This is a genomic window from Streptomyces sp. NPDC048392 (genome assembly GCF_043200575.1).
Taxonomy (GTDB): domain Bacteria; phylum Actinomycetota; class Actinomycetes; order Streptomycetales; family Streptomycetaceae; genus Streptomyces.
Genome location: NZ_JBICYB010000006.1, coordinates 243106 through 254599 on the forward strand (window position 1 = coordinate 243106; position 11494 = coordinate 254599).

9 protein-coding genes and 3 pseudogenes are annotated in these 11494 nt (G+C 73.5%); 5 read left to right on the top strand and 7 right to left on the bottom strand.

Features of this window, described 5'->3' with window-relative positions; all coding sequences use genetic code 11:
• Positions 1-122 precede the first annotated feature (122 nt).
• Positions 123-1352 (bottom strand): annotated as a pseudogene (locus tag ACGFYH_RS12380) (NEW3 domain-containing protein); the annotation flags it as partial.
• Here ACGFYH_RS12380 and ACGFYH_RS12385 point away from each other — a divergent pair.
• The 5 genes and pseudogenes from ACGFYH_RS12385 to ACGFYH_RS12405 all read left to right on the top strand — a co-directional run.
• Positions 1352-1489: pseudogene (locus ACGFYH_RS12385) on the top strand (aldolase); the annotation flags it as partial. The pseudogenes ACGFYH_RS12380 and ACGFYH_RS12385 sit on opposite strands and share 1 nt — an antisense overlap.
• Positions 1486-2379, top strand: coding sequence for an SMP-30/gluconolactonase/LRE family protein (locus ACGFYH_RS12390; RefSeq protein ID WP_393803068.1), 894 nt, complete (start codon positions 1486-1488; stop codon positions 2377-2379). The pseudogene ACGFYH_RS12385 and the gene ACGFYH_RS12390, both read left to right, overlap by 4 nt.
• Positions 2376-3365, top strand: a pseudogene (locus tag ACGFYH_RS12395) (sugar kinase). The gene ACGFYH_RS12390 and the pseudogene ACGFYH_RS12395 overlap by 4 nt, the downstream one beginning before the upstream one ends.
• 200 nt (positions 3366-3565) lie before the next feature.
• Entirely contained in the window at positions 3566-4027 is a 462-nt protein-coding gene (locus tag ACGFYH_RS12400; protein ID WP_393803069.1) for a GNAT family N-acetyltransferase, read from the top strand.
• Between the two features lie 412 nt (positions 4028-4439).
• On the top strand, positions 4440-4979 hold the full coding sequence (locus ACGFYH_RS12405) for a GNAT family N-acetyltransferase (protein ID WP_393803070.1): 540 nt from the start codon (positions 4440-4442) through the stop codon (positions 4977-4979).
• Positions 4980-5450: 471 nt separating this feature from the next.
• Here the strand turns inward: ACGFYH_RS12405 and ACGFYH_RS12410 are convergent, their stop codons facing one another.
• The 6 genes from ACGFYH_RS12410 to ACGFYH_RS12435 are packed head-to-tail and all read right to left on the bottom strand — an operon-like array spanning position 5451 to position 11481.
• Positions 5451-6680, bottom strand: coding sequence for a beta-ketoacyl-[acyl-carrier-protein] synthase family protein (locus ACGFYH_RS12410; RefSeq protein ID WP_393803071.1), 1230 nt, complete (start codon positions 6678-6680; stop codon positions 5451-5453).
• On the bottom strand, positions 6677-6937 hold the full coding sequence (locus ACGFYH_RS12415; protein WP_393803072.1) for an acyl carrier protein: 261 nt from the start codon (positions 6935-6937) through the stop codon (positions 6677-6679). The genes ACGFYH_RS12410 and ACGFYH_RS12415 overlap by 4 nt, the downstream gene beginning before the upstream one ends.
• A complete protein-coding gene (locus tag ACGFYH_RS12420) occupies positions 6901-7941 on the bottom strand; it encodes an NAD-dependent epimerase/dehydratase family protein (protein ID WP_393803073.1) in 1041 nt (346 codons plus the stop codon). The genes ACGFYH_RS12415 and ACGFYH_RS12420 overlap by 37 nt, the downstream gene beginning before the upstream one ends.
• On the bottom strand, positions 7938-9515 hold the full coding sequence (locus ACGFYH_RS12425; protein WP_393803074.1) for an AMP-binding protein: 1578 nt from the start codon (positions 9513-9515) through the stop codon (positions 7938-7940). The genes ACGFYH_RS12420 and ACGFYH_RS12425 overlap by 4 nt, the downstream gene beginning before the upstream one ends.
• Positions 9512-10453, bottom strand: coding sequence for an alpha/beta fold hydrolase (locus ACGFYH_RS12430; protein ID WP_393803075.1), 942 nt, complete (start codon positions 10451-10453; stop codon positions 9512-9514). Before ACGFYH_RS12430 ends, ACGFYH_RS12425 begins: the two co-directional genes overlap by 4 nt.
• A complete protein-coding gene (locus tag ACGFYH_RS12435) occupies positions 10450-11481 on the bottom strand; it encodes a 3-oxoacyl-ACP synthase III family protein (protein ID WP_393803076.1) in 1032 nt (343 codons plus the stop codon). The genes ACGFYH_RS12430 and ACGFYH_RS12435 overlap by 4 nt, the downstream gene beginning before the upstream one ends.
• Positions 11482-11494: the final 13 nt, after the last annotated feature.

Consider the following 11494-nt stretch of genomic DNA (forward strand, 5'->3'; position numbering starts at 1 on the left):
TTCGATCTCCTTGTGGGGGTAGGAGTCGTGCGCATGACATCAACTGCTGCGGGGGCCACCACGAGTGCCGTGGCGGTCTCCTGCCGCAGCCGTCCCTGGCCGGTCACCTCGTAGGAGGTGGCGGCGGACAGCGCGGGGCTGCCCGGTGCGGCGGTGTCGGGCAGGGTGATCGTGAAGGTGAAGGTCGCGGAGCGGCCGGGCATCAGCGCTTTCGGTACTTCGCCCGTCGGGTGGGCCGTCCACCCCGCCGGCACCGCCAGTTCGACGCGAGGCGCGAAGACCCGCCGCGCGCTGTCATCGCGGACGATGACCTCGACCTGGGCTCGGTCACCGCCGGCGACCACCGGGGCGACCCCGGCCGGCACCGCGTCGCCGCCGACCCGTGTCACCTGCGGCAGACCGGCGACGACATGGGGTGCACCGGGCTTCCCCGTGGCCCGGGCGATACGGAACAGGGCCGCCCCGTGAGCCGGGACGGCGGCGCTGATGGTGCCGGCGCCCTCTGTGACCTGATCGGTCCAGGCGTTCCTGAGGGTGAACCGGCCCCCGGGCAGGCCGACCGAGGACGCCTTCGTGGCCAGGGTCGCCGGGCTGTCGCCGCGATTCAGAAGCACCACGGCACGGTCGCCGTCGGCGAGCCGCTTCACCCACGTCTCCCGCGTGCCTGCGGGGCCGACGCGCACGGCCTGTGCACCGGCGCTGTCCTGGTTGATGGCGAGGACGTCGCGGTCCGCGAGGGTGGTGAGTGAGGTCTTGCTGAGCTTGCGGAGGTCGCTGCCGATCATCAGCGGCGCGGCCGCGACCGACCACAGTGTCATCTGCGTGCGGAACTCCTCGTCGCTCATCCCGAGTTCGGGACCCAGATAGTCCGGATCGTTGAAGTGCCCCGGTCCGGCTGCCTCGGGATGCCGCGCGTTCGCGTCGTAGTTGCGCAGCACGTCTTGGAACTTGATCTCACCGACGAAGCCGACGTCCGTGTACGTCCGCCAGGACTGGGCGATCGCCGGTGCGTAGGACCAGGAGTACGTCGACTGCTGCTCCTCGGGGTAGTCGCCCCAGTCCGGAGACGTGACGGGGTTGCAGAGGTTGAAGAGCATGGGGCGTCCGCCGGCGTTGTTCCGCAGCGCCTCGGCGAACTCGGTGTAGACGGTCTTCGGGTCAAGACCGGCGGCGATGCCGCAGAGGTAGTCCACCTTGACGGCGTCGAACTCCCAGGCGGCGAACTGGTCGGCGTCGCGCTGGTAGTAGCCGTTGCTGCCGAGGCCGCACTTGCCGGGGATGTAGGGGCCGGCGTCCGTGTAGATACCCGCCTTGAGGCCCTTGGCGTGGACGTAGTCGACCAGCGGCTTCAGCCCGTCGGGGAGCCGGTGCCACCGCGGTCGGGGTCGGGTCCCCGCTGATCGGCGACGCCGCGGACGGAGGCAGCCTCGACGGCCTCCGTGCCCGCGCACGCGCCTTCCGCGCCGCCGTGCGGGAGGCCCGCCCGTGACCGCCGCGCCGCGCTCGGCCCGCCCCGACCGGCTGGAACTCGGGGAGGGCATCAGGTGGACCGCCGACGGCCGTCTGGTGCTCGTCGACATTCTCGCCGGACGACTGCTGGAGGCCACCGGACCGGACGACGCGCCGCTGCGGGTGCTCGCCCGACTGCCCCGGCCCCTGGGCGCGGTGGCGCCTGTCGCCGACCGCCCCGGCACCTGGACAGCGGCCGTCGGCACGGGTATCCGGCTGCTCGCCCCCGACGGAACGACGACCTGGCCGGCCTGGCCCGGCCTCGGCGAAGACGCCCCCGTGCGCATGCGCATGAACGACGCCACCGCCGATCCGGCCGGCCGGTTCTGGGCGGGCAGCATGGCGTACGACGCGACCGAGGGCGCCGGTTCGCTGTACCGGGCCGACCACGACGGCCGTGTGGAGCGCGTCCTCGACGGCATCACCGTGCCCAACGGCCCCGCGTTCACGGCCAACGGCCATGCCATGTACCTGGCCGAAAGCGCCCGCGCCGTCATCCGGCGCTACCCGGTGGACCCGGTCACGGGCAGCCTCGGTGCCCCGAGGTCTTCGCCACCCTCGACGAGGGCAGTCCCGACGGCAAGAGTCGACGCCGAGGACGGGCTGTGGGTGGCGGTGTGGGGCACGGGCACGGTACGCAGATACCGGCAGGACGGTGACCTCGTCCGAGTCGTGCGCCTGTCCGCCCGCCAGCCCGCAGGACTGTGCTTGCAGGGCGACGTCCTGCACATCACGACCGCGCGGGTGGGCCTCACCGCACCGGGGCCCGACGACGGGGCACTGTTCTCCCTCCGGGTCGACGTGCCCGGTCACCCGGCGTCCGCCTACCGTCTCGACACCCCGGTACCGATGACGGAGGAGCAGCAATGAGCGGCCCGAACCCCTGGCGGCTGCCGCGGGGGCCGGTGGTGTGTCTGGGGGAGACCATGGCGGCGATGGCCCCGGCCCGCCGCACTCACTGGACGACGCCGAGTCCCTGTGCCTCTCGGTTGCGGGCGCGGAATCGAACGTGGCCATGTACCTGGCGGACCTGGGCCTGCCCGTCTCCTGGGTCTCCGCGGTCGGGGACGACGCGCTCGGCGGGCGGGTGCGGACGGCCGTCGCACGGGCGGGCGTGGACGTCTCCGGTGTGCGCACCGATCCGGCACGGCCGACGGGCCTGCTGCTGAAGGCCCCGGGCGCCGCGGGAACCCGCGTGCACTACTACCGCCGGGGATCGGCCGCCTCTGCCCTGGGCCCCGACGTCCTGGACGACGCACAGTTCGACGGGGCCGCTCTCGTCCACCTGAGTGGGGTGACGCCGGCCCTGTCCCCGTCCTGCCGGGCCCTGGTGGAACGGGCGCTGCGCACCCCGACGGAGCGACGCGCCCACGCCGTCAGCTTCGACGTCAACCACCGCCCCGCGCTGTGGCCGCCGGACACGGCCGCCTCGGTGCTGCGGGACCTGGCCGACCGCGCCGACATCGCCTTCGTCGGTCTGGACGAGGCCCGGGAGCTGTGGGGCGCCGGTCTGACCGGGCCGGGCGTCCGCCGGTTGCTGAGCCGCCCGCGCGTCCTCGTCGTCAAGGACGGCGGGCGGGACGCCACCGCGTTCACCGACGCGGGCGCGTGCACGGTGCCGGCCCTGGACACGGAGGTCGTGGAGCCGGTCGGCGCGGGGGGACGCGTTCGCCGCCGGTTTCCTCGCCGGACTGTGGAAAGACGCGGACCTCACCCGCGCCCTGCGCCTGGGCCACATCACGGCCGCCTCCGCGCTGAAGGCCGTCGGGGACCGCGGACCCCTGCCCGACGAGGACACCGTCGCCGCCATGCTGGCCCGCACCGACCAGGAATGGAGTACACCGGGCACCCCATGACACGACGCGCCCACCGGCGCCCGCGCACACGACCCCCGGCGTTCAGGTACTGACCTGGCCGCGGTCGCCAACGGGGGCACCGACCGGTCCGGAGCGTGCAAGCTGCTGACACCTGCGGACGGGCTCCCCCGGAGGGCCGATCGCCGATTGCGAGCGGGTGGATGATGGAGTGATGACGTCGACACCGCGGGGGTACTGAGTTGAGAACCTCGATCCGGCCCGCCCAGCCGGGGGAAGCGAGCTTCCTGTCCGATCTGGCCCTCCGCTCGAAGGCTCACTGGGGGTATGACGCCGCGTTTCTCGCGGCGTGCCGCGAGGAGCTCACGCTCGGAGATGGAGAGCTCGCCAGTCGCCGGACGGCTGTCGCGGAGCGAGACGGCAGCGTCTTGGGATTCACGACCTTGGAGGGTGAGCCGCCGAGCGGCGTCCTGGGCATGATGTTCGTCGACCCGGATGCGATCGGACAGGGCATCGGACGTCTGTTGTTCACCCATGCCGTGGAGGCTGCTCGATCATCGGGATTCACCCGGTTCACCATTGACGCCGACCCCAACGCCGAGCCCTTCTACGAGGCCATGGGCGGTGTCCTCGCCGGCCGTGTTCCCTCCGGGTCGATTTCCGGCCGCACCCTCGCCCGGTACCTGATCGAGGTTCCGGGCTGATGCCGCCCAGACCTGGGTGGTCCGGGCCGCATGCCCGGCACGCGCCGGAGAAGTCCGCGAGCCACGTCGCGGCCGGTGGTGTCGGACCTCGTGCAGCCCTGGCCCGTCAGTACCCGAGCAGCCTCAGTGAAGACGCCCGCCGCCGACCGGGCCGCCGCGACGAGGTGCTCGGACAACCCGTGTCCGCCCGGTCCAATGCCGCCTCCGCCACCGCGGGGGCGCGACACCCCGCCGGGGGCGCCGTCGTAGGACGGACGCACGCGCGCGGGTCACCCGCCGTCGCGGCGTGCGACCCGCGCCCGGGAACCCGCGCGCTCCCCCCGCGGGGACGGAGTGCCGGCCCCGACGCGCTGCCCGGTCAGCCGCGCGCCGTCACCGGGGGAGCCGTCGAGCCTGCTGGTTGGCTTGTCGGATGACTGCGCTCGGACCCGTCGCCTGGCCGCCTGCCCGCATCAGGACCGAGCGGCTCGTGCTCCGTGAGCCCGAGGCTCAGGACCGTGCGGCGTTCATCGAACTGCTGGCGTCCCCCGAGGTGCACACCTACCTCGGCGGCCCTCGGCCGCGTGACGAACTCGAGCGCGAGCTGCCCGAGGTGCCCGAGCGGTGGCCCGGGAGTTTCGTCGTCGATCTCGACGGGGCGATGATCGGCCAGATCCTGCTCAGGAGAGCATCGGAGCACCATCGCCCGGCTGCTGCGGGGAAGGTCGATCTCGGCTACCTGTTCCTGCCGCGGGCGTGGGGATTCGGGTACGCCACCGAGTCGTGCGCGGCGGCACTCGACTGGTTCGACGGCGTCCTTCCCGGCGAGCCGGTGGTGCTCGCCACCCAGACCGCCAACGTCTGCTCGATGCGCCTCGCGGCGAAGCTGGGGTTCACGGAGGCTGAGCGGTTCCGGGCCTGGGACGCTGAGCAGTGGCTCGGCGTGCGGCCCCCGGTCATGCCTTGTGATTGAGCACGTGCCCGACAATGCGGCGGTTCCCGCAGCTTCTCCTGGGAGACATCGCATACGGAATCGATGCCGGACATGCCGTCAGGCACGGAGCGCAGGTGCCGGCATGCAGACCTCCACGCCCACCTGCTGGCAGACAGGAGGGCCGGTCTTCGCCAACCCGCTCGCCGGTCTCTCCCTCACGACGCCCGTGTCGCTCAGAGCCGCCTCGGGCCAGCGACCGGGTGCGCGGACTGCTGGACTCCATCGACAGCGCGATGGGGCGCCTGGCCGTCGGCCCGGTGGCCGTTCACGCCATCAAGGTCACCGGCGGCGCCGTCGTGTTGACGCGGCCTGCCGCCCGAGGGCTCTCCAACCGGCCGGCCCGGCGCGGGAACGGGCACCGCGGACGCCCTCAGGCCCCCGATGGCCCGGAGTCCCGCTGAACCGACGCGGGCCCGCCGTCCGCCCAACCGCTCCCGGCCGCCGAGCCGGTCAGGAGGCCCTGGCCATGACAAGGACGACATTGTGTCCGCCGAAGCCGAAGGAGTGGCTGACGGCGACACGGACGTCCTGCCGGCGGGGGTCCTTGGTGACGCAGTCGATGTCGAACCCCGGAGCCGGGGCGTCAAGGTTCGCGACCGGGGGCACCGTGCCGTGCTGAAGGGTGAGCACGGTCAGCGCCGCCTCCACGGCGCCCGCCGCGCCCAAGCTGTGGCCGAGCACACCCTTGGGCGCGGTGACACTGGGGCGGTGCGGCAGCACCCGCGCGATCAGGGCCGACTCGGCGGCGTCGTTGGCCGGTGTGGAGGTGCCGTGGGCGTTGACGTGGTCGACGTCGTGCGGAGCCAGACCCGCGTCCGCCAGGGCGGTGCGCAGAGCCGCCTCCGCGCCCCGGCCGTCCGGGGCGGGCGCGGTGGGATGGTGGGCGTCCGAGGTGCTGCCGCAGCCCACCAGCAGAGCGCGGACGCGGGCACCACGGGTGGCGGCGTCCGCGGTCCGCTCCAGTACGAGGACGCCGGCGCCTTCTGCCATGACGAAGCCGTCACGGTCGGCGGCGAACGGCCGGGACGCGCCGGTGACCGCCTCGGTGCGGCGCGACAGGGCGCCGGCGCGCCAGAAGCCCGTGGTGGACAGCGGGGTGACGGCGGCTTCGGTGGCTCCGGCCACCGCGACGTCGCACCGGCCGGCGGCGAGAAGGTCGCGGGCGACGGCGACGGCGGTGGCGCCGGAGGCACAGGCGGTGGCCGGGGCGAGGCCGGGGCCGCGGGCCCCGAGGTCGATGGAGACCTCCCCGGCCGCCATGTTGGGGATGATCTGAGGGATGGTGAGCGCGGAGACCATGTCGGCGCCCCGCTCCGTCAGCCGCCTGGACTGTTCCTCGCGCACCGCGTCCGCTCCCAGCCCGCAGCCGATGACGACGGCGACCCGGTCGCCGTCCCACGTCCGGGCATCGAGGCCGGCGTCGTGCACCGCCTCACGGGCGGCGAGCACCGCCAGCACGGCGTTGTGCGACATGCGCCAGGCGGTGCGGCCGACGCGCCGGTCCAGGTCGTCGCGGCACAGCGGGACGCGGCAGGAGAAGTCCACGGGAAGGCCGGCCAGCGTCGGGTCGTGCGCGGCCGCGGTGCCCGCGCCGCGGCGGACCGTGTCCCAGGTGGCGCCGGTGTTCTCCCCGGCGGGGGTGATCAGGCCGAGGCCGGTGACGGCGACGGGATCGCTCACGAGGAGGCCACCGCCCCGGTGTCACCCGCGCGCAATGTGTCGAGATGGCCGGCAACCTGCGCGACGGTCGTGCTCCGGGAGGCGTACGCGCTGTCGATCTTCACCCCGAAGCGCTCGTGCACGATGAGTACCAGCTCCGTCAGGGCCAGGGAGTCCAGGTCCAGTTGCTCCAGCGTGAGGTCGGGCCGGATCTCGTCCACGGGGACGCGGAAGGCGCTGCTCAGGATGGATCGGATGGTGTCGTAGGTGTCCGGCACGGTGTCTCCTTGCTGTCGTTCGGGGTGGACCGGGTCAGCTCCGCGATACCGGCGTCGAATCCGACCGCCGGCGCGAAGCCCAGGTCACGGCGGGCCGCGGTGAGGTCGAAGTAGTGCGGATGCAGCAGCTCCGCGACCAGGAAGCGGCTCAGGGCGTGGGTGCGGGTACTGCGTGCCGCGCGCAGGAGCGTGTCGCCGACCGCGGCCCCGGCGGTGGCGAGCCGGGGCGGTACGGCGCACCAGTGGGCGTCGATGCCGGCGGCGCGCAGGAAGTGCCGGGTGATCTCACGCAGCGGACGCGGGTCGCCCTGCCCGATGAAGTAGGCGCGGCCGCCCACCGTCTCCGGCGACTGCCGCAGGCCGTCCAGGGCGAGCAGATGGGCGTGGGCGGCGGTACGGACATGGGTCGTGTCGACGAGGTTGCCGCCGTCACCGGGCATCGGCAGGCGGCCGGCCCGCACTGCGCGTGCGAGAGCGGGGGCGAAATGCGGGTCGCCGGGTCCCCAGATGATGTGCGGTCGCAGCGAGACGGTGGCCAGCTCCGGGCCGTGGGCCGCCAGTACCAGCGCCTCGGCGCGGGCCTTGGTGGCGGGGTAGGCGGCCAGGTGACGGGGCGCGACGGGAAGGCTCTCCGTGACACCCTCCAGGCCGCCGGGCCGGAAGGCGACGCTGGCGGTCGAGGTGTAGAGGAGCGTGCGCACGCCGTGGGCGCGGCACTGCTCGACGACATGTCGGGTGCCGACGACATTGGTGGCCCAGTAGGGCCGCGGAGGGCCGCTGACTCCGGCCAGGGCGGCGTTGTGGATGACGGCGTCGCACCCGGCGACGGCACGGGAGACCGCTGCGGCATCGGCGAGGTCGCCCAGGTGCTGGTGGACGCCCAGCAGTTGCAGCGCGCCGCTCGGGCGGCGGTTGAGGGAAGAGGTGACGACGCCGCGTGCGCTCAGTCGGCGACAGATCTCCAGACCGAGGAAGCCGCTTCCGCCGGTGACCAGTACCTTCATCGGACTCTCCCGCGCAGGCGCTTGGCGGCCCAGCCGGCCAGTCGCATCCGGTCGATCTTCGAGTTGTGCCGGGGATCGGTGGGAAAGGCGGTACGGATCAGCACGGCGCCGACCCGGTGCCCGTCCGGGTGGTCCTTGAGAACGGCGCGGACCGCCTCCAGGGCGCAGGCGCGGGAGGTGGGGGCCAGGGGTTCCACGCAGAGCACGGGCAGTTGGCACACGGCCGTGCCGACGCCGACGAGGGCGGTGCGCCGGATGCCGGGGGCGGTGTCCGCCGCCGCCTCGATGTCCTCGGTGGTCAGGGTGAAGCCGGTGCCGGTGACCAGGTGGGCCTTACGGCCCAGGAACCACAGCCGGTCCTCGTCGTCGAGCCGGCCCAGGTCCCCGGTGCGGTGCACCACACCGTGGTCGGTGTCGCTCTTGGTGGCGGCGTCGGCGTCGGGACGCGCGTGGTAGGCGGGGCTGACGGTGGGACCGGTGACGGCGATCTCGCCGAGCCCGGTGGCGTCGGCGTCCAGGATCCGGGCGCGGATGCCGGGCAGCGGCCGGCCCAGGCAGGTGCCCGAGTGCCCGGCGGGCGGCGCGGTGCGCGAGGCCCGCAGGTCGTGGTCGTCGATCGCGGACACGGGCAGGCACTCCGTGGCGCCGTACACACTGAGGATCTCGGCGTCGTCCGGCACAACGTCGCGCAGGGCGTCGGCGAGACCGGTGCGCAGCGGAGCTCCGAAGGAGAGGATCTGCCGGACCGAGGGCAGGGTGACGCCCTGGCGGGCACAGTGACGGGCGATCAGGGTGAGGACGGCGGGGGAGGCCAGGACGATACTCGCCCGGTGTTCCCGAAGGGGCCCGACGACTTCCTCCGGCGAGGTGCGGGCCGGGGCCAGGTGGTTCACCGCCGGGGCGACGGTGGCCAGGCCCAGCAGCGGACCGAGCAGCGCGACCGGCAGGAATCCGGCGAGGAGTACGTCGTCGGGCCGGGGGTCCATCAGCGTCGTCAGGGCGTCGAGCTGCCCGGCCAGGGTGGAGTGGCGGTACTCCGCGCCCTTCGGCCGTCCCGTGGAGCCGGACGTGAAGGCGATGAGGGCCGGTTCGTCGGCGCCGGGCTCACGCACCTGCGGGGGCGAGGTATCGCCGGCCGGCTTCCGGGTGACCAGTCGCCGTCCCACGGGGAGCGGCGCGGATCCGGTCACCAGCGGGGTCCGGACGTGGGGGCGGCCCCACCCCAGCGCCAGGCGCCCCAGGTGGGCCAGCGGCTCCCCGACGAAGACGTCCGGTGCGATGTCCTGAAGGCAGCGGCCCACCTCGGCGCGCGGTTCGATCAGCACGGGTACGGCGCCGAGAAGGACCAGTGCGTACGAGACGGCGGTGAGATCGTGGGCGTCGCGGGTCATCACGACGGCCTTGTGGCCGGGCCGGACCCCCGCGTCGCGCAGGACCTGGGCGATGTGGCGGCAGTGGCGCACCAGTTCGCCGCGCCGGGTCGTCCGGGAGGCTCCCCCACGGCATTCCACGAGGGCGATGGCGTCCGGCCGCTCGGCCAGGCGCCCGGTGAAGTCCGCGGCGGTCGTGGTCATGGGGCTCCCTGGAGGAAGTCACGGATGAGGTCGCCCAGTTCGGCCGCGGCGTCCTCCATGACGAAGTGCCCGGCGCCGGGGAAGCGGTGGATGACGGCCTGCGGGCACCGGCGCGCCCACTCCTGGAGCAGGTCCGGAGTGAACACGGGGTCGCGCATGCCCCACCCGACGAGCAGAGGCAGGTCCGCCAGGCCGGTCCCGGTGCCTGGGGGTTCGAGCAGGCGCCACGCGGGGTCCGCGGGGCCTCGGGGGATCGCGCGTACGGCGTCGGTGACCGCCCGGCGTTCCGCGTGGCGTGCGTAGGGCCGCAGGTAGGCCCGCCGCTCGGCCGGGAGCAGCGGGCGGTGGACTCCGGCCCGTACGGCGACGCGGGCGAAGGCGTTGGTGGCGTGGACGAACTCGGCGACCGGCCGGTGGTCGCGGATCCAGCGCAGGTAGAACGGCAGCCGGAAACCGTCCGGGAAGGGGAAGGCCACGGTGTTGCAGACGACCAGCCGGGCCACGACGCCCGGGTTGCGCAGTGCCCAGGCGGTTCCGAGCGCGCCGCCCCAGTCGTGCAGGACGAACGTCCAGCCGCGCTCGGGCAGGCCCTCGTTGCGCACCAGGTGGCGATGGAGGCTGTCCATGCCTTCCAGCTGTGCCTCGTAGGGGTCGGGCACCCCGTCCGCCGGCCGCAGGTGCCGGGACAGCCCGAAGCCCGGCAGGTCGGGGGCGAGGCAGCGGGCGTGCGGGGCGAGCCGGTGCAGCAGCTTGCGCCAGACGTAGCTCCACGACGGATTGCCGTGCAGGAACAGCACCGGCCGGCCGGAGCCGAGGTCGAGGTAGTGCTGACCGGTGACCGGCACCCGCCGCCAGTGCCGGGGCGCGGGGTAGCCCGGCATCAGCCGTTCCAGTGCGGCGGAATCCGGTGCCGGGGCCTGCCCGGCTCGCGCGGTCACCACCGGACGAGCGCCAGACCGAAGCTGAAACCACTGGCCAGACCGATCATCGCCACCAGGTCCCCGCTCTCGATGCGGTCGGCCTCCCGTGCCTTGGCCAGTTGCAAGGGCAGGGAGGCCGCCGCGCAGTTCCCGTGCTCGGCCACCGCGGGCATGCACCGGTCCTCGGGCAGGGAGAAGGTGTCGATCACCTCGCGGTACTGCGGCATGGCGATCTGGTGGAAGGCGATGAAGGAGTAGGCGCCGGCCTGCGCCGCCCGGAGTTCCTCCCCGGCGGTGTCCATGATCTGAGGGAGCACGTCGAGTGCGCTCTGCCGCAGGTCCCCGTTCAGGCGCAGGGTGGTGTGGTCGTCGTGGACGGAGAGGTGGTGCATGCTCCCGCCGCCGGCCACCGTGCAGGCCTCCCAAGCGGGGGAGTTGCTGACGAACCGGAGGGACAGGATGCCGGGATCGCCGTCGCCCGCGGGGCCGGCGGTGAGCACCATCGCGGCACCGGCGTCGGAGGCCGTGTAGCCGGGAAGTGCCCTGAGCAGGTCCTCACGGTCGGGAAGGTGCCAGCGGGTGGCCAGGGTGGAGGGCTCACCGCAGGTGATGAGGACCGTGCTGTAACGGCCGGTCTCGATGAACGATGCGGCCACCTCCATGCCGTTGAGGAAGCTGTTGCAGGCGTTCTTGATGTCGAACACGGGGCAGGAGGCGCCCAGTTTGGTGGCCACGAGGTGGGCGGTCGCGGGTTCGATCAGGTCCTGCGAGGTCGAGGCGAACAGCAGCAGGTCCACATCGCCGATCTTCAGACCGGCTTCGTCAAGCGCGCTGCGGGCGGCTGCCACGGCGAGGTCGGAGGCGTTCTCGCCGACCTCGTGGACGTGGACCCCGCGCACACCGGTGAGATCCTCCAGCAGACCGGGCGGCGGGGAGTAGCCGCCCCCCGTCTCGGTGATCTTGGCGCGGGTTTCGTCCAAGGTCCGGTACCGGGACGGAAGATGAGCGGAGACGGCGGCGATACGGGCACGGATGGCTTCGGGCACCGGGTCACCGTAT

What these genes read in the sequence shown, in the direction of transcription:
- ACGFYH_RS12405 (WP_393803070.1), top strand. Translation starts at nt 4,440, where the DNA reads ATGACTGCGCTCGGACCCGTCGCCTGGCCGCCTGCCCGCATCAGGACC.
- ACGFYH_RS12420 (WP_393803073.1), bottom strand. Translation starts at nt 7,941, where the DNA reads ATGAAGGTACTGGTCACCGGCGGAAGCGGCTTCCTCGGTCTGGAGATC.
- ACGFYH_RS12425 (WP_393803074.1), bottom strand. Translation starts at nt 9,515, where the DNA reads ATGACCACGACCGCCGCGGACTTCACCGGGCGCCTGGCCGAGCGGCCG.